The organism is Thermoanaerobacterium thermosulfurigenes (assembly GCF_051201035.1).
Taxonomy (GTDB): domain Bacteria; phylum Bacillota; class Thermoanaerobacteria; order Thermoanaerobacterales; family Thermoanaerobacteraceae; genus Thermoanaerobacterium; species Thermoanaerobacterium thermosulfurigenes.
Map to the genome: position 1 here is coordinate 1 of NZ_JBPODR010000003.1, position 24,254 is coordinate 24,254.

Genomic DNA, 24,254 nt, shown 5'->3' on the forward strand with positions numbered 1-24,254 from the left:
AAAAACAATATTCAATTATCAAGGTTCAATTAAATTTTGTAATCTTTTTAAAGATCGATCTTTTTAGTTGATTACAAATCATATTATACGAGGAGAGATCTGAATGAAAAGAATTTTAGTTACTATTATAATGTGCACTATTTTGGTTTTTTCATCAACTATTGGCTTTGCAAATGTTGGTGATAATAAACTGAATAGTGTTTCTGCAATTGTGAATAAAAATGATGCGAAAAAGATTGCAGCAAATCATGTTATTAGAGAAAAGCATAATGCTGAATTTAAAGACTGGATTAATGGCGAAGTAGACGATGGAACAGAATTAGTCGATTTTAATAATAATGTTATTGCTTATCTTTTTAATGTATATGACAAGACTGCATTATTAGGCTATATTATAGTAAGCGCTAATAAAAATATGCCGCCTATTTTAGAATATTCCCGAGCTAGTTCACCATATAGTATTGGCTTATCCAAGATAAAACAAAATCTTCAAAGAAATGAAACACTTAAAAAAACGATTTATGTATATTTTTTCCCTAATACATATATGATAAAATTTATTATAAATAGAAACAATTATGATCAAGAGGAAGAATTATTTGATATTAGAAATTATAAAAAAATTATTTATAAAGACATAAATCAAAGTACAATAAATTCCTCAGATATTAACTTAGATGTTAATAATGTAAAAACATGGAACAAATTATTTGATTTTAATCCAATGAATAGTGGAACAATAACTACGAAGAAAATAAGTGGTGTTCCAGATTTGGCTTGGTATAAAGGCTGTGCTCCTACATCAGCAGCTAATTTGATTTATTATTGGGATGCTCATGGATATCCTAACCTTGTTATTAATGAAACTACTAATCAAGTAATAGAAAAATTGGCAATGAATATGGGAACAGATAGTAATGGTTCTACTAATGTTTTATTTATTATGTCTGGTACTATTCAATATATAAAATCAAAAGGATATACAAATTTTGATGGTTATGATTTAAATCCTCCTAGCTATTATGATATAAGGAATGAAATAAATAATTCAAGACCCTTATTATTATCGGTAATAGGACATCCAACTTATGAAAATCATACAATGGCATGTGTTGGATATGAATACGTAACAGAACTTGGAGAAATAACAGAAGAATATGTAATAGTACATGATACATGGAGTGAAACTCCTACAGATGTGTATATTGCATTTGATGGGACTTTCAAATATGCACATATATTTATTCCATAAAAAGGTGATATTTATGATATCAAAAAAATGGACAATGACAATGTTACTTATTTTGGCTCTCACAGGATGTTCAAATCTAAAAAAACAAGGAGATGTGGTTGGTGGAATATCTGATAATGAAGCTTTGAAAGTGGCTAAAGAAAAAGCGGAAATTACTAAAGTAAAATCAGAAGAGCTTAAAAATTTAGAAGTTGATCTAGATAAATTTTTTGATGATCCAAAACTTATTGAAAAATCTCCTTGTCCAGTTTACTGGATAATAAAGGGTATTGACAAAGAAGGAAAGTCCTTAACTGTATATGTAAATTATAAAAAACCCGACATTTATTATATTAAAAATGAAAAATAGACTAGATAGACAAGGGATGGAGCGGAACTCTGTCTAGTTGTTGTATTTGTCATGGCGTTTACCATGACTTTTTATTTCATAACTTTCGTTTCATAATCCTTGAAATTCATTTCATTTTGTTTATAAGATATGCTATTTCTCTGTTTCTTTATGTTATATCTCGAAATGCTATTGTTACTATCTTTTGACAATCTTTTTGAATTATCACTTAACATTTCTTTTGATATTTGTCTTCATATATGTTTTGATCAAGTTTATGAAGTACTTCTGTGCAGATTTCTCTCCCAAAAGAATTAAAAAGTTTTTTAGTTCCGATTCTTCAAATTCTGGATTGGTGAATTTACCATTCAATAATTCGATTATTTTTTCTACGACAAGCAGTAATTCTTGCATTATATGTTGAATTATTTTCATATAACCTTAATTGATTTTTGATGCTATAAACTCGAACGTTATATATTTTTACAGCTATAAAAATATATACAAAGTTGTCTTATCTTGATCCGGATTAAGAAGGCTGAATCTATTTCAGTCTTTTTCAATGCTATTTTTTCCGGCCCCTTATGACTAAAGCAAGTCCCAATAAGATTATCATGATTGAGATTATCAAGTTTGGATTTAGCCATATGATGGAAAATTGGTTGTACAAAATTGACGTATAGCTTAATATTACAGCAGAGGTAATTACCATGACTAAGCCTATAAGCACAAAATCTCTGCTTACGATGTAAAGCTGCAGAAGGCCTATTGCTACAGATAGAATGTAAAGAGGCCATGTGTATTCAGAGTAAATCCAGTTTGTGAAGATGTCAAAGTAAAAAATGATGCCCATTGATGTAAGTATTCCGCCTGGAACTAAGATTTCAGGATTTTTTCTTTGCTTTAAGTAGCTTACTTCCATCATGATTCCTGGTATCAATATGAAAAGAGGCCATATATTAGACATATCCAATGTTATTCCGTATCTTGATAGTAAGCCCAGGTTGTCATTTAGATAGATAAGTCCTAACAATATAAGTACAATTCCGACTATTTTCTTTCCCATGATTAAACCTCCTGAAAAGTTTTGGCTTTCATTTATATTTTACTATAAATGGATGAAAATTTAACTATATTTTTGCGAAAAAATACTTGAAAAAATTTCAGAAGGTGATATAATAATAAAAACAACGAATAAATATAAAAAATAAATACTATTTATACATATTTCACATTATTTTTTTAATGTTTAATGCATAAATATAAGTCAAAATTAATATATATAAAATATTGAAGGTGGGATCTCAATGGTGAGGGTCGGCATATTAGGAGCTACAGGCTATACAGGCGTAGAGCTCATTAGAATCTTATCAAATCACGAAGATGTCCAGATAAAATACTTATCATCTCAAAATTTCAATGGTAAAAAAATTGAAGATGTGTATCACTCTTTAAAAGGATTTTGTAAAGTAGAGCTTCATGAACTGAATATTGACGATATTGTTGAAAGCTGTGATGTGGTATTTACAGCACTTCCATCTGGATATGCAATGAATATGGCTGAAAAATTATGCAAAAGTGGAGTAAAGCTAATTGACCTTGGTGCGGATTTTAGATTTGATGATTTCAAAACTTACAAGGAGTGGTATGGGGTAAGTAGCGATGTTTACGGCAGCGTAAGCAGAGTTTATGGGCTTCCAGAGATTCATAGGCATGAGATTAAAAATGCGATGATTGTTGGGAATCCGGGATGTTATCCTACATCTGCAATTCTTGGTTTGGCGCCAGCTCTAAAAAGCGGAATAATAGAAAATCATATAATAATTGATTCCAAATCTGGTGTATCTGGCGCAGGCCACAGTCCAAAGCAGGGAAATATGTATGCAGAGTGCAATGAAAGCATAAAGCCTTACAACGTGGCAAAGCACAGACACATACCAGAAATAGAACAAGAGCTTTCAAAGTTAAATCACGAAGATACAAAAGTCGTTTTTACTCCCCATTTGATGCCTATGACAAGAGGAATATTAAGCACTATGTACTGCCGATTGAAAAAAGATATTTCGATAGAAAGCATTCACGAGATTTACAGTGAGTTCTATAAAGATGAATACTTTGTGAAAATATTGGATATCGGTGAATATCCATCTACAAAAAGCGTATATGGATCAAATTTTTGCCATATTGGATTAGAAATTGATAGACATTCTAATACATTGATAATCATGTCTGTCATTGATAATTTGGTGAAAGGTGCATCTGGGCAGGCTGTCCAAAACATGAATATAATGTTTGGCATCAATGAAGCTAAAGGATTAAAGATGGTGCCAGTTTTTCCATAATGATAAGCTTAAGGAGGATATGATAATGGAGGATTTTGAGGTGATTGAAGGAAATGTCACATCTCCTAAGGGATTTTTAGCCTCAGGTGTGTTTGCAGGCATAAAGAAAGCGAAAAAGGATTTTGCCATGATATACTCTGAGAAAAAGGCCAATGCTGCTGCAGCATTTACTACAAATAAGGTGAAAGCGGCTCCAGTGATTTTAGACATGGAGAAAATAAAAAATGGTGAAGCGCAGGCAATAGTCGTAAATAGTGGCAATGCCAATGCGTGCACAGGACAGAAAGGATATGAAGATGCTTCATCTACGGCTAATATGGCGGCCAAGTATCTAAATATAGATAGCAGCGATGTGCTTGTCTGCTCAACAGGTGTTATCGGTGTGACACTTCCTATGGACAAAATTGCCAAAGGAATAGAATTGGCTTCTCAAGGACTGTCGAAAGATGGCGGAAAAGAGGCTGCAGAAGCGATTCTTACCACAGATACATTTACAAAAGAAGTTGCCGTAAAGTTTAACATAAAAGGCTATGAAGTTTATATAGGTGGTATTGCTAAAGGGTCTGGCATGATTTCTCCAAATATGGCTACAATGCTGTCTTTTATTACTACAGATGCAGACATATCGAAAAAGGCTTTAGATAAGGCATTGAAAGAGAGTGTAAAGAGGTCCTACAACATGATATCTGTCGATGGAGATATGAGCACAAATGATACTGCCATAATGCTGGCTAACGGTATGGCAGGCAATCCTACGATAGAGGAAGATACACATGAGTATGAGATTTTTTACAACGCCCTTTTATATGTAAATAAGCATTTGGCAAAGCAAATAGCCAAAGATGGCGAAGGTGCTACTAAGTTCGTGGAGGTAAGTGTAGTCAATGCACCTACGGAAGATGATGCGATTTTAGCTTCTAAATCTATTGTCAATTCAAATTTGGTTAAGACGGCTATATTTGGAGAAGACGCCAATTGGGGGAGAATCATTGCGGCTTTGGGTTATTCAGGAGCTAATTTTTCGCAAGACAGCGTTGATATATATTTGAAAAGCAACAAGGGAATTATAAAAGTTTGTGAAAATGGCGGTTATGTTCCTTTTAGCGAAGACAAAGCGAAAGAGATATTAAGTGAAAAAGAGATTTCGATAGTAGTTGATTTAAATGCCGGAAAACATGAAGCTTTAGCGTGGGGCTGTGATTTAAGCTACGATTATGTAAAAATAAACGGGAGCTACAGGACATGATAAAGAGGCAAAAATACGGCGATGAAATCGCAAAAGCTAAAATATTAATAGAGGCCCTACCTTATATTAAAAAGTTTTCCGGTGCTACTGTTGTGATAAAGTACGGTGGCAATGCCATGATAGATTCCGATATAAAGAAAATGGTAATGCAGGATATAGTTTTGCTAAAATACGTTGGACTGAATCCAGTCGTCGTACATGGAGGCGGCCCAGACATAAACAAGATGCTTGAAAGCCTCAATATTGAGTCAAAATTTATAAACGGTTTGAGGGTTACAGATGAAAAGACAATGGAAGTAGTTGAGATGGTTCTTACAGGCAAGATAAACAAAGAAATAGTTTCAATTTTAAATGAGATAGGTGGCAAAGCTATAGGGATAAGCGGAAAAGATGGGAAGCTTCTCGTAGCCGAGAAAGATACTGCAAATGGAGACATAGGTTTTGTTGGGAAAATTGAAGAAGTCAATATTGATGTTATAAAGATGATGCTTGAGAAGGGATTTATACCGGTTATTGCTCCGTGTGCTGTTGGTAAGGATGGGAAGACTTACAATGTAAATGCTGATACAGCAGCAGGTAGAATAGCGGAAGCTTTAAAGGCTGAGAAATTCATACTTTTAACAGATGTGGAAGGCATACTGTCGGATGTGAATGATAAAAGTAGCGTTATATCGAGAATTGATTTAGATGCGGCTAAAGAGCTTATGACGACAGGAAAGATTACAGGTGGCATGATACCTAAATTAAGATGCTGCATTCAAGCAGTAGAAAATGGTGTTAAGAGGGCACACATAATCGATGGAAGATTGACACATTCGCTTCTCTTAGAAATATTCACTGACGAAGGGATTGGAACTATGATAGGAAAGGAGTGCTTTGACGATGACAATCTCTGATGACAAAAAGTATGTGATGAATACTTATGGACGCTATCCCATTACACTATCAAAAGGCAACGGCACAAAGGTTTGGGATACAGATGGAAATATGTACCTTGATTTTGTGGCAGGCATCGCTGTAAACGCATTTGGTCACTGTTATCCACCAATAGTAGATGCCATCAAGAGTCAAGCGGAGACTTTGATACACTGTTCAAATCTTTACTGGAATGAAAATCAGATTAAACTGGCTAAACTGATTGCGGAAAACTCGTTTGGCGATAAAGTGTTTTTTGCCAACAGCGGTGCAGAAGCCAATGAGGGAGCAATTAAGCTTGCAAGAAAATACGCATCGATTAAATACGGTGACAAAAGGTATAAAATCATCAGCGCGAAAAATTCATTTCATGGAAGGACATTTGGTGCTCTTACAGCAACAGGTCAGATGAAATACCATGAAGGTTTTGGACCGCTATTGGAGGGGTTTAAGTACGTAAAGTACAACGACATTGACGATATTTACAGTGCTTTAGATGATGATGTATGCGCAATCATGATAGAAATCATACAAGGGGAAGGCGGCATACATGAGGGAAGTCTTGAGTATTTAAAAAAGATTAGAGAAATATGCGATGAAAATGACATTCTATTGATTGTGGATGAAGTCCAGACAGGCATTGGACGGACAGGAAAGCTTTTTGCATATCAACACATTGGCATAGAACCAGACATTATGACATTGGCTAAGGCATTAGGTGGTGGTGTGCCAATAGGTGCGATTGTGGCAAAAGAAAATGTGGCAGTATTTAAACCTGGCGATCACGCATCAACGTTTGGAGGAAACCCTCTTGCATGTGCTGCTGGAATAGCAGTCATGAAGGAGGTTACAAAGGAAGGTTTTCTTGATGATGTGGTGAAAAAAGGAGAGTATTTTAAGGAAAAGCTTAATGGATTAAAAGATAGATATAAAGTTATAAAAGAGGTAAGAGGAAAAGGTCTCATGATAGGATGCGAAGTTGATTTGGATGATGCAGGTGAGATAGTGCTAAAAGCCTTGGAAAAAGGACTTCTCATAAACTGTGTAAACCACAATGTTTTGCGGTTTGTACCGCCACTCATTGTTACTAAAGATGAACTTGACACTGCTACGATAATTCTTGACGATGTATTACATGAAATGGGGTTTTAAGATGAAAGGGTACTTGAAGTTGGAAGATGGCAGTATTTTTGAAGGCAATATTATAAGCAAGAATTTCCAAGGTTTTGGGGAAGTTGTCTTTAATACAGGCATGACTGGATATCAAGAAATTATCACGGATCCATCTTATGCGGGGCAGATCGTCGTCATGACATATCCGCTTATTGGAAATTACGGCATCAATAAGTACGATTTTCAATCAGAAAAGCCACATATTAGAGGGTATGTTGTAAGAGAGTACTGTGATAGTCCCAGCAATTTTCTCTCAGATTCTTCATTACTTGATTATCTAGACAGAAATAACATACCGGTTTTGATAGGTGTTGATACGAGGGAATTGACTAAAAAATTGAGATCAAATGGAACTATGAGAGGCATTATTACAAATGATGTCAATGCAATAGTACCTGATATCAAAGTGGATTTGCTTAAAGAAGTATCCACAAGAAAGCCGTATCACATACAAGGAGAAGGCCCAAAATTGGCGTTTATAGATCTTGGCACCAAAAAGAACATTTTAAATATGTTAAACAATGTAGGATTTGATATATACGTATTTCCTTACGATGTTTGCATAGAAGATGTAATGGCGATTGAACCTGAAGCCGTATTCTTTTCAAATGGCCCAGGGGATCCAAAAGATGCAACTTCTGCCATAGAGCTGGCGAAGTTTTTTATAGGCAAGATACCAGTTTTAGGTATATGCTTAGGACATCAGATAATCGCCCTTGCTATGGGTTGCAATACCATAAAGATGAAATTTGGTCACAGAGGCTCAAACCAACCTGTAAAAGATTTGATGATAGGAAAGTCATTTGTAACATCGCAAAACCATGGATACGCTGTAGAAGAAAGCTCTATAAATAGCGACGAGATAGTAGTCACTCATATGAACTTAAATGATAATACGGTGGAAGGAATAAGGCATAAGTACTTGCCGGTATTTTCCGTCCAATATCACCCAGAAGCGTGTCCTGGTCCACATGATTCAATGTATATTTTTGATAAGTTCATGGATATAACTTGTGTTTATAGAAGGAGGTCTTATCTTGCCGAAATATGAAGGAGTGAATAAAGTGCTTGTTATAGGCTCAGGGCCTATCGTAATAGGTCAAGCTGCAGAGTTTGACTATTCCGGAACACAAGCATGCAAATCATTGAAAGAAGAAGGATTAAAAGTTATCTTAGTGAATAACAATCCTGCTACAATAATGACAGATACAGAGATCGCCGATGTGGTTTATATAGAAAATCCGGAAGTTGACGTATTGGAAGCTATAATAGACAAAGAAAGGCCAGATGGAATATTAGGGACAATCGGTGGACAGACAGGGCTTAATGTGGTTGTAAAACTTAAGGAAAGCGGAATAATCGATAAGTACAATCTAAAGGTATTGGGAACTTCTATTGAATCAATAAAGACTGCTGAAGACAGGGAATTGTTTAAAAAGAAGATGGAAGAGATAGGAGAACCTATAGCAGAAAGCGCGACCGTAAATAATGTAGATGATGCGATTAAATTTGCAGAAAAGTGCGGCTATCCACTTATAGTCAGGCCTGCCTTTACATTAGGTGGAACTGGAGGCGGTATAGCAAACAATGAAGATGAGCTTAAGGTTATAGTTGATTTAGGCTTAAAGAAAAGCATGGCACATGAAGTGCTGATAGAAAAATCCCTTTACGGTTACAAAGAGATAGAATACGAAGTTATGAGGGACAGCAACGACAATTGCATAACTATATGCAATATGGAAAACTTTGATCCGGTTGGTGTCCACACAGGTGACAGCATCGTCGTAGCGCCGTCACAGACACTGACAGATTACGAGTATCAGATGTTGAGGACTGCTAGTTTGAAAATCATAAAGGCATTGAAGATTGAAGGCGGTTGCAATGTTCAGTTTGCATTGGACCCTAATAGCCATCAGTATTACGTTATAGAGGTAAATCCAAGGGTTAGCCGCTCAAGTGCTTTGGCATCAAAAGCTACAGGTTATCCTATAGCCAAGATAGCTGCTAAAATAGCTGTTGGCTATACACTTGATGAGATAAAAAACCCTGTCACGGAAAAGACTACAGCTTTGTTTGAGCCATCGCTTGACTACGTTGTTACAAAGATTCCAAGGTGGCCATTTGACAAATTCTATGAGACAGACAGAAAGATTGGTACTCAGATGAAAGCTACAGGAGAGACGATGGCAATAGACAGATGCTTTGAAACATCCCTCTTAAAGGCTGTAAGGTCTTTAGAGATAAAAGCATATGGACTTACAAATGAAAGCATAAAAAAATTAAGAGATGAGGAGATCATCGACAACATTAAAAAGCCAAATGACATGAGGCTATTTTATATAGCTGAGGCACTTCGTCGCGGTGTCACTGTGAATCATATAAATGAAATATCCAACATAGATAAGTGGTTTATAAATAAACTCTTAGATATAGTAAATATGGAAAAAGAGATATTTATAAACGATTTGACAAAAGAGGTTTTAGAAAAAGCAAAGCGAATGGGCTTTTCAGATAAGGAAATTGCCAATATCAAAGGGATAGATGAAAAAGCTGTCAGGGAATTGAGGAAAAGCTACGGCATATTCCCAGCTTATAAGATGGTTGACACATGTGCAGCGGAGTTTGAATCTGTTACGCAGTATATTTATTCAACGTACGGAGAATACGATGAAGTTCCTATTCATCACGACATAAAGAAAGTCATAGTTTTAGGCTCAGGTCCTATTAGAATAGGGCAGGGCGTAGAATTTGATTATTGTTCAGTAAAAGCACTTTGGGCCATTAAAAGCAAGGGAATCAAATCAATCATAATAAATAACAATCCTGAGACGGTAAGCACAGATTTTGATACAGGCGATAGGCTGTACTTCGAACCACTGACGCTGGAAGATGTATTGAATATCATCGAAAAGGAAAAACCTCTTGGTGTTTTGGTGATGTTTGGAGGCCAAACAGCTATAAACTTGGCACAAGGACTGTCTGATAATGGTGTAAATATATTGGGCACTTCATTTGAAAGCATCGATGACAGTGAAGACAGAGAAAAGTTTTCTAAGCTTCTTAAGAAGCTAAATATAAACCAGCCAAAAGGCGGATATGCGCTATCAGTAGGCGATGCAAAAGATGTAGCACTGACAATAGGATTTCCTCTTTTAGTGAGACCTTCATACGTAATAGGTGGCCAATCAATGGAAAAAGTAAACACACTTCAAGAGATAATAGACTATGTATCAAATGCCATGAAGGTATCTCCAGGGAAGCCTGTCTTGATTGATAAGTACATTGAAGGAAGAGAAGTTGAAGTAGATGCTATATCCGATGGCACGGATGTATTGATTCCTGGGATAATGGAGCATATAGAAAGAGCAGGTGTCCATTCTGGTGACAGCTTCTCAATGTACCCTGCGAGAAATTTATCGGATCATGAAATATCTACAATTGTAGAGTACACAAAGAAAATATCGTGTACCTTAAAAGTAAAAGGGCTTATCAATATTCAATTTGTAGTTAAAGATGGTGTTGTCTACGTCTTGGAGGTAAATCCGAGGGCTTCAAGGACAGTTCCTGTAATAAGCAAAGCAACAGGAGTACCTATGATAGACATAGCCGTAAAAATCGCATTAGGCGATACACTAAAGAGCTTAGGATATCATGATGTTTTATGGCCAAAGACGACCCATACAATCGTAAAGGCACCTGTATTTTCAACAGAGAAGCTTACTAATGTGGAAGTGATGCTGGGACCGGAGATGAAGTCTACTGGAGAAATAATGGGCATAGATTTAAGCTACGAAGGGGCTCTTTACAAAGCTATGGCAGGAGCCAACTTAGATATACCTGTCAGTGGAAGGGTTTTAATTTCTATAGCAAGTAGAAGTATAAGCGATTCAATGAGTACGGTAAAAAAGTATCATGATGCTGGATATGAGTTATTTGGCACATCCGGTACAGCCAGACATTTTAATTCTGCTGGAATTAGTGTGAAACATGTAAATATAAAAGATGCCATAAGGCTATTAAAAGAAGGGTATTTTTCATTAGTCATCAATATACCGAATCGCGGCAAGAAAGTAGACAATGATGGATTTATACTTAGGAGAACTGCATGTGAATACAGAGTTCCGCTGTTTACATCCCTTGATACGGCGAAGGCAGCGCTTCAAGCGGTGCAGAAGGTGAAAATAAGCGGACTTAACTACCTATCGTTAAATGAGTATCATGAGCTGCAGTCTAAAAACTTAAAGAAATCTGCTTTGTAATTAAGTTAGAAAGGAAGATTTATATGTTAAAAGGAGAAAAAGTGGTTTTGGCGTATTCAGGCGGTTTAGATACGTCTGTCATAATACCATGGCTTAAAGAAAATTACGAATGTGAGATAATAGCTGCGTGTATAGATGTAGGCCAGGGAAGCGAGCTTAGCAGCATAAAAGAAAAGGCATTATTAAGCGGTGCCAGCAAGATATACGTGGAAGATGTAAAAGATGAATTTGTGGAGGATTATATTTTTCCTACATTAAAAGCAGGAGCTGTGTATGAGGGCAAGTATCTATTAGGCACTTCATTTGCAAGGCCCCTTATTGCTAAAAAGCTTGTGGAGATAGCTCACAAGGAAGGTGCAAAGGCGATAGTGCACGGCGCTACTGGAAAAGGAAATGACCAAGTAAGGTTTGAAGTGTCAATAAAGGCCCTTGATCCATCAATAGAGATAATAGCACCGTGGAGGATATGGGACTTTAAGTCAAGGGAACAGGAAATAGACTATGCTAAGAAAAAAGGCATTCCTGTGCCTGTAACAAAGGAAAAGATATACAGTGTTGATAACAATTTATGGCACGTAAGCCATGAAGGCGGTGATTTGGAAGATCCGTGGAATGAGCCTAAAAACAGTTTGTACGATATGGTTGTTCCACCAGAGAATGCGCCGGATGAGCCAGAGTACGTTGTTTTAGAGTTTGAAAAGGGGATACCTGTAAAAGTAAATGGAAAGTCATACGCAAGTCCTTCAAAGATGATAGAAGATCTTAATTTGATAGCCGGAAGAAATGGTATAGGCATAGCTGATATTGTAGAAAATAGGCTTGTAGGCATTAAGTCTCGCGGTGTATATGAAACGCCTGCAGGAACGGTTCTTTATGCAGCCCACAAAGAGTTGGAGTATTTGGTTTTGGATAAGGAAACCATGAGGTTTAAAGATTTGGTAGCGCAAAAGTATGCAGACATTGTCTACAATGGATTATGGTTTTCTCCGCTTAGAGAGTCTTTAGATGCGTTTGTTGATGTGACACAGCAGAATGTGACTGGTACTGTAAGGCTTAAACTTTACAAAGGAAACTTGATAAATGCAGGTTCAAAGTCCCCATATTCACTATACAGTGAAGAGTTTGCTACATTTGGCGAAGATGAAGTTTACAATCAAAAGGATGCAGAAGGGTTTATAAACTTATTCGGATTGCCGCTTAAAATAAAAGCGCTTATGGATATAAGCAGAAAGGAAGATTTTAATGAAGCTGTGGGGCGGTAGGTTTAAAGGAGATACAGACAAACTTATGGAGGATTTTAATTCCTCCATTTCTTTCGATATGCGCCTTTTTAAATACGATGTAGAAGGTTCTATAGCCCATGCAAAAGGTTTAAATAAAGCGGGTGTATTAAAGGACGATGAGACAAAGCTCATTGTAGATGGGCTAAATGAGATTTTAAAGGAAACTGAGACAGAATTTATACCTGATGATGAAGATGTGCATACTTATGTTGAAAGACTTTTAACTGAGAAGATAGGTGATGTAGGTAAAAAACTGCATACAGGAAGAAGCCGCAATGACCAAGTAGCAACAGATGTGAGGCTTTATTTAAGAGATGTTATAAATGAAATTGAAAGCGGCATTGAAATTTTAATTGACATTCTTAAAAGAAAAGCAGATGAATACAAGAATGCAATCATGCCTGGATATACCCATTTGCAAAGGGCTCAGCCTGTCACTTTTGGACATCACATGATGGCGTATGTGGAGATGTTTAAAAGAGACTTATCAAGGCTTAATGATATGGTAAAAAGGGTAAATATAATGCCATTGGGATCAGGTGCATTAGCAGGTACATCGTACAATATAGATAGAATGTACGTGGCAAAGCTTCTTGGATTTGACGATATAACTAAAAATAGCCTCGATGCAGTTAGCGATAGGGATTTTGTGATAGAGTTTTTAAGCTTTTCTTCAATTTTAATGATGCACCTAAGCCGATTTTGTGAGGAAATAGTCCTTTGGTCCAGCAAGGAATTTGATTTTATAGAGTTAGATGATAGGTATTCTACAGGAAGCAGCATGATGCCTCAGAAAAAAAATCCAGATGCTGCGGAGCTTATACGAGGTAAAACAGGAAGGGTGTATGGAGATTTAATGACTTTGCTTACAGTCATGAAGGGACTTCCTCTCGCTTATAACAAAGATATGCAAGAGGACAAAGAAGCGCTTTTTGATGCAATAGACACTTTGAAAATGTCGATTGCGGTTTTTAATGGCATGGTAAAAACGATGAAGGTAAAAAGTGATAATATGGCAAATGCAGCAAAATACGGGTATATGAATGCTACAGATTTTGCAGATTACCTTGTATCTAAGGGAATTCCATTTAGAAAAGCACATGAGATAACCGGGAAAGTCGTGTTGTACGCAATAGATAAAAATTGTGCCATAGAAGAGCTATCAATTAAAGATTTAAAATCGTTTTGCGATGTGATAGATGTAGATGTTTATAAAGCAATTGATTTGAGGAACAGCATAAAAAATAAGAAAACTATAGGATCTCCAAAACTGTTTGATGAAGAATAGTACAGTTAGGCGTAAAAAAGAGATAGGATCTTTTTCCTATCTCTTAATCATTAAATAAAAGCTTGACTAAATTTATTATGTCATTGTCTACAACTCGATAGCAGATTTCAAGTCCGTTTCGCTTTCCCTCTATTATGCCAGCAGATTTTAGCTTTGATATGTGCTGTGATACGGTTGATTGAGGTAAGTTTAAGCATTCTTGTATCGTAGTCACGTTGCATTCTCCTGATAGAAGTCCTCTTACGATGCAAAGCCTGTACGGATGCGCTATGGCTTTTAATTTTTCTGCTATTGTTTCATACTTTTTAAAATCTTTTTCGATGTCTATAGCACTGTTTTTCAGCGGAAATCCCTCCAAATTTTATATAAAGAGTGTAGTGTCTGACTGTTCTGCTGCACCTATAAATGATGCTACGCCGCCTAATTCAACACCATCTATAAGCTCATCTTTAGTTATACCCATTATGTCAGACGACATGTTACATGCCACAATCCTTACACCGTTTTTAAGTGCTTGCTGTATTAAATCTTCCAGTGAAGATACGTTTTTCTTGTTCATGATGTACCTTATCATTTTAGGTCCTATGCCAAACATATTCATCTTTGAAAGCTTTAGCTTTTTAGAACCCCTTGGCATCATCATGCCAAACATCTTACTGAAGAAGTCTTTCTTGATTGACACTTTTTCTGGCTTTCTCAGTATATTAAGGCCCCAGAATGTGAAGAAGAGAGTTACCTTTCTTCCCATTGCAGCAGCACCATTTGCTATTATGAATGCGGCTATGGCTTTGTCTAAGTCTCCACTGAATACTATGATTGCCTTGTCGTTTTTATCAGAAGATGTCTTTGTTTCAACTGCTTTTGTAGCTGCATTTTTTCTTATATCTGCTACAATGATTTTTCCTTCATGATATAAGTTAAGAAGAGCATTTCCTGTTCTTTGACACCATGTCTTAATGTCATTTTCAAATCCTGGGTCTGAAGCCTTTATCCTTAGTATGTCTCCATCTTTTAGATTTTTTATTGCGTTGAATGTCTGCATTATAGGACCCGGACATTGAAGTCCACATGCATCGATCTCTAATGTTGCCGTTGCTACTGTGTCATCTGATTTTTTTTTATCTTTTACGCAGATGCCGCACTCTGTCTGTTCATCGTCGTATCTCACTGTTATATCGGTGAAATCTGATGTTGCGGTTTCGTATATTTTATAACCGCCACTTAGATTTTTGACAGATTTAAAGCTATTTTGCATCAGTATCCTACAAGCTATATATCCTCTTAAGCCTACTTGACAGTATACGTATAGATCTTTATCTTTTGGAATTTTGTGAAGATTTTCTCTTAGCTCATCTACAGGTATGTTTATAGAACCATTAATGTTTCCAAGTTGATACTCAAGATCCGTTCTTACGTCAAGTATTAAAGACTTAGACAAATCTATATCTTTAACTTCGTCCCAGTGGAATACGCTTATATCACCTTTTAATATATTGGAAGCTACAAAACCAGCCATGTTTACAGGGTCTTTTGCTGATGAGTATGGTGGAGCGTATGCCAACTCAAGTTCTTCTAAGTCATAAACTGTCATATTGCTGCGTATTGCAGTAGCGATGACATCTATTCTCTTATCAACACCGTCAAATCCAACTATTTGAGCGCCTAAGATTTTTCCATCGTCTTTTCTGAATATGAGTTTAATGGTCATAGGTAGTGCATCAGGATAGTAGCTGGCATGTGAATTTGGATGTATTATGACTTTTTCGTAATCTATCCCGGCCCTTTTTAAGATTGTTTCATTGTTTCCTGTTGCTGCAACAGTCAAGTCGAAAATTTTTGCAACAGAAGTGCCTTGCGTACCGTCATATTTGCTTTTTCTTCCGCAAATATTGTCTGCTGCGATACGACCTTGTTTGTTTGCAGGTCCGGCTAATGGAATCAAAGTATTGCTTCCGTTTATATAGTCTTTTACCTCTATAGCATCGCCTACAGCGTATATATCAGGATTTGATGTCTGCATGTATTCATTGACTTTTATGCCGCCTCTTTCGCCGATTGCGAGGCCTGCGTCTTTTGCTAATTTTGTGTCTGGCCTTACGCCTATGCCTAATACGACCATGTCAGTGATTAACGTATTGCCGCTATTCAATGCGACAGTCGTTATGCCTTCTTTGTGGTGAAACTCTTTTACACCATCTTTTAATATGAGATTTACACCTTTATCTTTAAGGCGTTGATGTACAATTGCAGCCATTTCGTAATCAAGAGGTGCCATTACATGGTCAGCTAATTCTACGATTGTCACATCGAGTCCTGCTTCTTTTAAATTTTCTGCTACTTCAAGACCAATAAAGCCTCCTCCTACTACAACGGCCTTTTTAGGTTTGTTGTTGTCGACAAAGTCTTTTATCCTGTAAGTATCTGGAATAGTTCTAAGTGTAAAAATATTTTTGCCATCTATGCCTGGCATCGGTGGCTTTATAGGTTCTGCGCCAGGTGACAGTATCAGTTTGTCGTAGCTTTCTGTATAGGTTCTGTCATTTTTTATATCATGAACGACTACGGTTTTTTCATCAGGATTTATCTTTGTGACTTCTGATAGAGTCCTTATGTCGATGTTGAAGCGCTTTGACATAGCTTCTGGTGTTTGAACGACTAATTTTTCACGTTCTTTTATGACTTCGCCTATATAATACGGCAGACCGCAGTTGGCATAAGATATATATTCTCCCTTTTCAAAGAGTATTATTTCAGCGTCTTCATCAAGTCTTCTTAACCTTGCTGCAGCAGATGCGCCGCCAGCAACGCCCCCGACAATTACAACTTTCATAACTCTTCCTCCTATTAAAAGCATTATTATATCTTAATATTACAATATATTAATTTTATTGTCAATAATTTAACTAAAAATGTTTTTTAATTAAAGAATTATGATAAAGCCTTATCAAATAAAGGTATAAAAAAAGCGAGATTATATCTCGCTTACTTCTTTCTCAAGAAAGTTACTAAAGCAGGTATCAAAGAAATCACGATTATGGCTATTGTGACAAATCCAAAATGTGTTTTGACAACTTCAAGGTTTCCAAAGTAGTAACCACCAAATGAAAACAATGCTGCCCAGGCTACGCCGCCTAATGCATTGTAGGTGAGGAAGTGGATGTAATTCATCTCACCTATGCCTGCTACAAACGGTACAAACGTCCTTATGATAGGTATGAACCTTCCTAATACTATTGTCATACTACCGTATTTATCATAGAAGTTTCTGGCTTCTAAAAGGTGTTCTTTCTTTATCAATTTTAAGTTTTCAGCTTCGTATATTTTTTCGCCTATAAATCTTCCTATGTGGTAGTTTACAGTGTCACCTAATATTGCAGCCAACGCGACTACTATAAATAAGCTGAATACATTTAGTGAACCTATGGCAGCGAAAGCACCTGCAGCAAATATTAGCGAATCACCAGGCAAAAATGGCGTTATGACGATGCCTGTCTCAAAAAACAATATGAGGAATATAAGTAAATATGTGGCGGTACCATACGCTTGTATTATGGTGCCTAAATACTTGTCAAGATGAAGAACTACATCAATTCCCAGTTTCAATAATGACATTAAAATCCCCATTCCTTTTTGCAAAATATTGTACATTTATAATTATAGCATATTAAAAATTGCAATTATTACGGAATTGTAAATTTTAATCCACTTTTAATCTCTTTTTGATTTCATGTACTGAGTTAATTTTTCTTTAATGTCGTTATTTTGTTCTAAAAAGTCCATAAAACGTAAGAAACAATTGAGCGTTTCTGTGCTTACAGTGTGTTCTATTTTTTCTGTTTCTTCAAGAAGATTGTTTTCTTCTATTCCAAGTGTCTTTAGAAGTTCTAAGATTGTGTTATGCCTTTTTATAAGAGCTTCTCCGATTGATTTGCCTTCATTGCTTAAAGTTATGACGCCGTACTTTTCATAGTCTATAAGATTAAGCTCAGAAAGTTTTTGAACCATCTTTGTGGCGGATGGTGGCTGGACATTCAATGCATTTGCCACTTCGTGCAGCCTTACATAGCCTGATTTGGCTGATAATCTACATATCATTTCGAGATAATCTTCCATAGATGCTGTCAATGAGTTATTCTCTTTCTTCATGTATTCGCTGAAAGTGCGAAATTTGTCCTGCAATTTATTCACCTTCTTTTTAAATGTAACGAAATACATCCTTTTAACATATTCTATGTTAGAATTTTAAATTTTAGGATTGGCTAAAAATGTTGCCAATGTGAAAAAGGATGTGACATATTATGAAAGATTTAAATAGTGTGGCTGTGACAGATTTTGCTGAAAGAAGCAAAAAGGCTTTAGGAAATCTAATTGTAAAGAAGATCGCTGATTTTTTAAAGTATGTAGGTCCAGCGTTTGTAGTAAGCGTCGCTTATATAGATCCTGGCAATTTTGCTACAAATATAACTGGAGGTGCTAAATACAATTACAGCCTTTTGTGGGTCATCTTGTGGAGCAATATGATTGCAATCTTTCTACAATATTTATCGGCTAAGTTAGGAATAGCTACTGAAAAAAATCTATCTCAAATGTGTGGAGCCGTATTCTCAAAAAAGATTAATGTATTTCTATTTATCGTTTCTGAGATTGCAGCCATTGCAACCACGATGGCAGAATTTTTAGGCGGTGCTGTTGGCATATACCTTCTTTTTAAGATTCCATTGGCCTATGCAGGTGTCATAACTGGAATTGTGACGCTTTTCATAACTTATCTACAGAGATTTGGACAGAAGGCAGTTGAGCTAATAATTGAAATATTGATAGGTGTAATATGCTTATCGTATGGATTTGAAATGTTTTTAGCAAAGCCAGAATGGCTGAAGGTTGGACTTAGTACCTTGATGCCAACGATTGTCAATGAAGATGCCTTGTATATAGCAGTTGGTATGCTGGGAGCTACAGTAATGCCTCACGTAATATTTTTGCATTCTCAATTAGTTCAAAGTAGAAACAAGGGGTTAAGCTTAAAAGAGAAAAGGCACCACTTATCAATGGAAAGGCTGGACATTGTGATAGCCATGAACATTGCTTTTATTGTCAATGCGGCCATGGTAATTGTGTCAGCGGCAGTTTTCTTTAAAAATGGTATTTATGTTGATTCTATAGAAGATGCTCACAGATCATTAGAACCTTTATTGGGCTCTTTTTCAGGTATAGCTTTTGCATTAGCCCTTTTATCATCGGGATTTTCATCGTCTGCAGTTGGGACTATGGCAGGTGAGACGGTTATGGATGGATTTTTAAATAAAACTTTTCCTCCACTTTTAAAAAGGATTATTACGATAATACCGTCAATGGCAGTGCTTTTCTTAGGTGTAAATCCAATGAATGCCCTCATATTAAGCCAAGTCGTTTTAAGTTTTGCCCTTCCATTTGCTATAATACCACTGTTGTTAATAACTTCTAAAAGAGAATACATGGGGGAATTAGTAAACAATTTGGCTGCCACAATTGTAGGATGGATAATTTCGATTTTTATAATACTTTTAAACGGAATACTTTTGTATACTACCTTTCAAGGAATGTTTTGAACAAAGCAAAAAGATGTCCGCATAGGGACATCTTTTATACTAAACAAATGCAAAAATAGGAGGAGAAAATCTTAAAGCTCTGCAGTCCACAAGCCGTGCAAATTGCAATATGCCCAAGCTTGAATCTTCGCTGCATCTGTCTTGAATGTGGCCTCAGGTTTATCGCCTGGTTTTAACATCTTTCTCATGTAAATTCCGTCAGCTAAAATTGAAATCCACTCTATGTAGTGTTTTTCCTCCATAGGATGTTCTACGCTGCCAACTTTTACTGTTACTGTATCGCCGTCTTTTAGTATCACAGGAACGTGTTTTTCTTTGCTGGCATCAACTGTATTTACTATTTGCTCTTCCATTGGCTTTTCACAGCATGTCAATGTTCCATCACCGGCATTTAAAACTTCTACAACATTTCCGCATTCCTTGCATTTGTAAACTCCAAATAAATTTGTCATAAGAAAAAACCTCCTTTTAATTTAAAGATAATTTATTTCTTTTGATAAAAATTATCTTTTGTAAATATTATACACCTCGTATAAATTAAAATCAAGTAGTATTATAATAATATATTTTTGATAAAAATATGCTAATATATTGTATGAAAGCTTTGATGTTTTTGGAATACATGTTAAGAAGGTGAAAAAAGATGAGCTACAGGATAGAACACGATATTTTAGGATATATGGAAGTGCCTAATGATGCTTATTATGGCATTCACAGTTTAAGAGCTCATGAAAATTTCAATTTGTCAGGTGAACCAATTCACAGAGAGCTTATAATAGCACTGGCGCAAGTAAAAAAGGCGGCTGCTATAGCCAATAGAAACATAAAATTGCTTGATAAAAAAATTGCAGATGCTATAATTATTGCATGTGATGAAATAATCGAAGGTAAATTTCACGACCAATTCATCGTTGATGCACTTCAGGGTGGAGCAGGTACATCTGCAAATATGAATATGAATGAAGTCATAGCAAACAGGGCGATAGAGCTGCTTGGCGGCGAAAAAGGGAATTACGATTTAGTAAATCCCGTTGATCATGTAAACTTAAGCCAATCCACAAACGATGTTTTTCCTACTGCTGTAAGAATAGCTGCTATTAAACTTTTAAAGCCTTTAAGTGAAAGCTTTGCTAATCTACAAGTAGCGCTTCAAGAAAAGGAAGATGAGTTTAAAGACGTAATTAAGATGGGCAGGACGGAACTGCAAGATGCTGTGCCTGTGATGCTGGGTCAGGAGTTTGGAGCATATGCACAGGCAATCGCAAGGGATAGGTGGAGGATATACAAAGTGGAGGAAAGGCTAAGGCAGGTGAATATAGGAGGGACTGCTGTCGGTACAGGGCTAAATGCTGACATAAGGTATATCTATAGCGTCATTGAGATTTTAAGAGACATAACAGGAATTGGACTTGCCAGAGCTGAGTACATGATGGATCCTACTCAAAATAACGATGTTTTTGTGGAAGTATCAGGTATGTTGAAAGCTGCTGCTACAAACCTTATCAAGATATCTAATGATATTAGACTTATGTCATCAGGTCCAAGATGTGGACTTATGGAGATAACCATACCGGAAGTACAAGCTGGTTCGTCTATAATGCCAGGCAAGATAAATCCAGTAATACCTGAGGCAGTAAAACAGGCAGCATATCAAGTATTGTCCTGCGATTATGCTATCACATTAGGAGTACAATCTGGTGAATTTGAGCTTAATTTCACATTGCCGCTTATTGCCTATAATCTTTTCAACGAAATTGATCTTCTTAAAAATGCAGTAGACATGTTTATATATAAATGCATAAAAGGTATAGAGGCTAATCGACATCACCTTGAAGAAATGGTGGAAAACAGCTTATCATATGCGATTGTGTTAAGCCCTCATTTGGGATACGAAAAAGCATCTATGATAGCAAAAGAGGCTAAAGAGGAAGGAAAGACGATAAGAGAAGTTGCTAAAAAATATTTAAAAGAAGAACAGCTTGATGTCATACTTAATGAATATGAAATGACAAAACCGGGTATACCGGGATTAAAAAGATTGAGAGGGGAAAATAGATGAATACGACGCCAAATGCATCGAGATTGCATATATCAATATTTGGCAGAAGAAACGCGGGAAAATCAAGCATAATAAATGCACTTACAAATCAAAACATCGCTATTGTTTCCGATGTAGCAGGTACTACAACAGATCCTGTGCATAAAGCGATGGAGATACTGCCAATAGGCCCTGTAGTGATAATAGATACTGCAGGACTTGATGATACAGGAGAGCTGGGGGAACTAAGGGTCAAAAAAACGTATGAAGTACTAAATAGGACGGATCTTGCTTTGCTTGTAATAGATGGCATGGTTGGACCGTCGAAGTTTGAGGAGGAAATTTTAGATAAGATCAGAGAAAAAAACATTCCAGTTGTAGGTGTTTTAAACAAAGCTGATCTGGCTCAATTTAATTTCATTCAAAAAGCTGATTGGGAAAAGAGATTAAAATTAGAGCTTGTTGAGACGTCTGCCAATAGCGGTTATGGCATAGAAGAGCTTAAAAGGCAAATAATTAAAAAGGCCCCTTACGATGATAAAGAGCTTTCTTTGGTGTCTGATTTGATAAATCCTGGTGATTTTGTCGTACTTGTAGTTCCTATAGATAAGGCTGCACCTAAAGGGAGGCTTATACTACCGCAGCAGCAGGTGATAAGAGAAGTGATTGAAAGTGATGCTATAGCTATTGTCACAAAGGAATACGAGCTGAAAGAAACATTGGAGAATTTAGGGAAGAAACCGGCATTAGTTATTACTGACTCGCAGGTTTTCTTAAAAGTAAGTGCAGATACACCTCGAGACATACCTTTAACATCTTTTTCAATTCTCTTTGCAAGGTACAAAGGGGACCTTGACGAATTGACAAAAGGGCTTAAAGCATTAGAAAGGCTTAAACCTGGCGATAAGGTTCTTATAGCAGAAGGATGTACACACCACAGGCAGTCGGATGATATAGGAAAAGTAAAAATACCCAGGTGGATACGTCAAATTGTCGGAGGTGATATTCAATTTGATTTTTCAAGTGGCATGACATTTCCAGACAATCTTGAACAGTACAAGCTTATTGTTCATTGCGGTGGCTGTATGCTTAATAAGAGAGAAATGATGTACAGAATATCTTACGCAAAAGGCAAAGAAATACCGATTGTAAATTATGGGCTTTTGATTGCGTACGTGCAAGGGATTTTGCCTCGGGCAATTGAGATGTTTCCGTCTGCAAAGCTTATTTACGATGATGACCAGCAATATTGAAGCTGGTCATCATTTTAGTCGTCTTCGGCAATATTTGAAGAAAAGCTCTTTTTATACTTAAATAATACTACATACAGTATATATGCGATGCCTATAATGCCGCTTATTATAAATGTCATGTGTGCGCCTACTTTTTCTGCAAGGCTTCCTGCGTAAATGGCACCTATAGGTGTGACGCCTCCAAATACTAAAGAGTATACGCTCATGACTCTTCCTCTAAATCTGTTGCTGGAATTAAGCTGTACGGTGGTATTTGCCGATGCAGAGAAAGTAATCATAGAAAATCCAGATAAAGCGAGGAGAATCGTTGTAAGCCAATAGTAGCTTTGAAAACCGATTAAGATTTGGAAGACACATAAGCCACATCCACCTAATATGAGATAGAATGGTTTTGCGCCTTTCTTGCTTAATGATGCCAGTATTAGAGCGCCTATTAATGCGCCAACACCCATTGATGACATGAGAAAGCCGTATCCTGTGGAATTTTGATTTAAGATGTTTTTTGCAAACACAGGCACTAAAACATTGAAATTTATGGCGAATGTGCTTAAAACCGCCATCATGAGTATAGTAGCGAAAATTATCGGTGTATTTTTGATGTAGAGAAGCCCTTCTTTTATGTCGGCTATCACATCTTCCTTTTTTAGCATTACTTTTGATTTGTTCATTTTTACGTCAATAAAGATTAACCCGGTGATTACTGCAATAAAGCTTAATGCATTGAGGTAAAAGCACAGTGCATAACCTAAAAGACCTATAAGCACGCCTGCTATGCCAGGTCCTATGATTCTGGCTGCATTGAATATGGAAGAATTAAGTGATATTGCATTCATCAAGTCTTCTTTGCCAACTAAATCGATTATAAATGATTGCCTTGCAGGATTGTCTATGGTGTTTATGAAACCGACGATGGTTGCTAAAACGAGTATTTCCCAGTAGTTTATTGCGTTTAGTGCAGTTAGCGTTGCAAGAGCCAAAGCTGTCATCATTAGGCTTGTCTGAGTAAATATAAGGATTTTCCTCTTTGGAAATCTATCTATTACGACACCAGCAAACAGAGATAAAAAAAGCATAGGCAAAAATTGAAGGGCGCTGACGACACCCAACAAGAATGCAGAATTGGTCAATTTAAGGACTAACCAATCTTGACCAATATTTTGCATCCATGTGCCTATGAGGGATATCATTTGTCCAAACCAAAACAATCTGAAATTTCTATGCCTTAATGCAGGGAAAACACTGTCGGTCAGTTTATCAAGAAAAATATAGAATGAGTTCAATTAAAATGC

The 24,254-nt window shown here is 36.4% G+C and carries 20 protein-coding genes and 1 pseudogene; 13 read left to right on the plus strand and 8 right to left on the minus strand.

What is annotated here, in order from left to right; all coding sequences use genetic code 11:
* Positions 1 to 103 precede the first annotated feature (103 nt).
* Positions 104 to 1,252 carry a C39 family peptidase gene (locus tag HNR52_RS01400; protein ID WP_435619476.1) on the plus strand — a complete coding sequence of 383 codons (1,149 nt, stop codon included), beginning with the start codon at positions 104 to 106 and terminating at the stop codon, positions 1,250 to 1,252.
* A gap of 13 nt (positions 1,253 to 1,265) precedes the next feature.
* Entirely contained in the window at positions 1,266 to 1,601 is a 336-nt protein-coding gene (locus tag HNR52_RS01405) for a hypothetical protein (RefSeq protein WP_435619477.1), read from the plus strand.
* 211 nt (positions 1,602 to 1,812) lie between these two features.
* On the opposite strand, the pseudogene HNR52_RS01410 reads toward HNR52_RS01405, so the two are convergent.
* Together HNR52_RS01410 and HNR52_RS01415 are read right to left on the minus strand one after the other, a co-directional pair.
* Positions 1,813 to 2,015 (minus strand): annotated as a pseudogene (locus HNR52_RS01410) (ISLre2-like element ISTxy1 family transposase); the annotation flags it as partial.
* 130 nt (positions 2,016 to 2,145) lie between these two features.
* Positions 2,146 to 2,646 (minus strand): LiaF transmembrane domain-containing protein, encoded by a 501-nt coding sequence (locus HNR52_RS01415; RefSeq protein WP_435619478.1) that lies wholly within the window; start codon positions 2,644 to 2,646, stop codon positions 2,146 to 2,148.
* A 241-nt stretch (positions 2,647 to 2,887) separates the two neighbouring features.
* Here HNR52_RS01415 and argC point away from each other — a divergent pair, with 241 nt between their 5' ends.
* Genes argC through argH form a run of 8 tightly spaced genes read left to right on the plus strand, consistent with a single transcriptional unit; the run spans position 2,888 to position 14,086 of the window.
* Positions 2,888 to 3,922, plus strand: a complete 1,035-nt coding sequence (gene argC / locus HNR52_RS01420) for an N-acetyl-gamma-glutamyl-phosphate reductase (RefSeq protein ID WP_435619479.1) — start codon at positions 2,888 to 2,890, stop codon at positions 3,920 to 3,922.
* 25 nt (positions 3,923 to 3,947) lie between these two features.
* Complete coding sequence (gene argJ, locus HNR52_RS01425) at positions 3,948 to 5,168, plus strand: bifunctional ornithine acetyltransferase/N-acetylglutamate synthase (RefSeq protein WP_435619480.1); 1,221 nt, start codon at positions 3,948 to 3,950, stop codon at positions 5,166 to 5,168.
* Positions 5,165 to 6,064, plus strand: coding sequence for an acetylglutamate kinase (gene argB / locus HNR52_RS01430; protein ID WP_435619481.1), 900 nt, complete (start codon positions 5,165 to 5,167; stop codon positions 6,062 to 6,064). Before argJ ends, argB begins: the two co-directional genes overlap by 4 nt.
* On the plus strand, positions 6,051 to 7,235 hold the full coding sequence (locus HNR52_RS01435) for an acetylornithine transaminase (RefSeq protein WP_435619482.1): 1,185 nt from the start codon (positions 6,051 to 6,053) through the stop codon (positions 7,233 to 7,235). The genes argB and HNR52_RS01435 overlap by 14 nt, the downstream gene beginning before the upstream one ends.
* Entirely contained in the window at positions 7,219 to 8,307 is a 1,089-nt protein-coding gene (gene carA / locus HNR52_RS01440) for a glutamine-hydrolyzing carbamoyl-phosphate synthase small subunit (RefSeq protein WP_435619483.1), read from the plus strand. The genes HNR52_RS01435 and carA overlap by 17 nt, the downstream gene beginning before the upstream one ends.
* The gene (gene carB / locus HNR52_RS01445; RefSeq protein WP_435619484.1) at positions 8,294 to 11,515 is read left to right on the plus strand and encodes a carbamoyl-phosphate synthase (glutamine-hydrolyzing) large subunit; all 3,222 of its coding nucleotides are present in this window, start codon (positions 8,294 to 8,296) and stop codon (positions 11,513 to 11,515) included. The genes carA and carB overlap by 14 nt, the downstream gene beginning before the upstream one ends.
* 23 nt (positions 11,516 to 11,538) lie before the next feature.
* Positions 11,539 to 12,777 (plus strand): argininosuccinate synthase, encoded by a 1,239-nt coding sequence (locus HNR52_RS01450; RefSeq protein ID WP_013787027.1) that lies wholly within the window; start codon positions 11,539 to 11,541, stop codon positions 12,775 to 12,777.
* A complete protein-coding gene (gene argH / locus HNR52_RS01455) occupies positions 12,758 to 14,086 on the plus strand; it encodes an argininosuccinate lyase (protein WP_435619485.1) in 1,329 nt (442 codons plus the stop codon). The genes HNR52_RS01450 and argH overlap by 20 nt, the downstream gene beginning before the upstream one ends.
* Positions 14,087 to 14,129: 43 nt before the next feature.
* Here the strand turns inward: argH and HNR52_RS01460 are convergent, their stop codons facing one another.
* The 4 genes from HNR52_RS01460 to HNR52_RS01475 form a co-directional block, all read right to left on the minus strand.
* Entirely contained in the window at positions 14,130 to 14,444 is a 315-nt protein-coding gene (locus HNR52_RS01460; RefSeq protein ID WP_013787029.1) for an ArsR/SmtB family transcription factor, read from the minus strand.
* Between the two features lie 3 nt (positions 14,445 to 14,447).
* Positions 14,448 to 16,916, minus strand: coding sequence for a CoA-disulfide reductase (locus HNR52_RS01465; protein WP_435619486.1), 2,469 nt, complete (start codon positions 16,914 to 16,916; stop codon positions 14,448 to 14,450).
* Between the two features lie 152 nt (positions 16,917 to 17,068).
* Entirely contained in the window at positions 17,069 to 17,698 is a 630-nt protein-coding gene (locus HNR52_RS01470; protein ID WP_435619542.1) for a VTT domain-containing protein, read from the minus strand.
* Positions 17,699 to 17,794: 96 nt separating this feature from the next.
* On the minus strand, positions 17,795 to 18,265 hold the full coding sequence (locus HNR52_RS01475) for a metal-dependent transcriptional regulator (protein WP_013787032.1): 471 nt from the start codon (positions 18,263 to 18,265) through the stop codon (positions 17,795 to 17,797).
* 119 nt (positions 18,266 to 18,384) lie between these two features.
* Here HNR52_RS01475 and HNR52_RS01480 point away from each other — a divergent pair, with 119 nt between their 5' ends.
* Positions 18,385 to 19,674 (plus strand): Nramp family divalent metal transporter, encoded by a 1,290-nt coding sequence (locus tag HNR52_RS01480; RefSeq protein WP_013787033.1) that lies wholly within the window; start codon positions 18,385 to 18,387, stop codon positions 19,672 to 19,674.
* Between the two features lie 71 nt (positions 19,675 to 19,745).
* On the opposite strand, the gene HNR52_RS01485 is transcribed toward HNR52_RS01480, so the two are convergent.
* Positions 19,746 to 20,126, minus strand: a complete 381-nt coding sequence (locus tag HNR52_RS01485) for a desulfoferrodoxin (RefSeq protein WP_013787034.1) — start codon at positions 20,124 to 20,126, stop codon at positions 19,746 to 19,748.
* A 191-nt stretch (positions 20,127 to 20,317) separates the two neighbouring features.
* Here HNR52_RS01485 and HNR52_RS01490 point away from each other — a divergent pair, with 191 nt between their 5' ends.
* The gene (locus tag HNR52_RS01490; protein WP_435619487.1) at positions 20,318 to 21,733 is read left to right on the plus strand and encodes an aspartate ammonia-lyase; all 1,416 of its coding nucleotides are present in this window, start codon (positions 20,318 to 20,320) and stop codon (positions 21,731 to 21,733) included.
* Complete coding sequence (gene hydF, locus HNR52_RS01495) at positions 21,730 to 22,965, plus strand: [FeFe] hydrogenase H-cluster maturation GTPase HydF (protein WP_013787036.1); 1,236 nt, start codon at positions 21,730 to 21,732, stop codon at positions 22,963 to 22,965. The genes HNR52_RS01490 and hydF overlap by 4 nt, the downstream gene beginning before the upstream one ends.
* Before the next feature lie 14 nt (positions 22,966 to 22,979).
* On the opposite strand, the gene HNR52_RS01500 is transcribed toward hydF, so the two are convergent.
* On the minus strand, positions 22,980 to 24,245 hold the full coding sequence (locus HNR52_RS01500) for an MFS transporter (protein ID WP_435619488.1): 1,266 nt from the start codon (positions 24,243 to 24,245) through the stop codon (positions 22,980 to 22,982).
* Positions 24,246 to 24,254 lie beyond the last annotated feature (9 nt).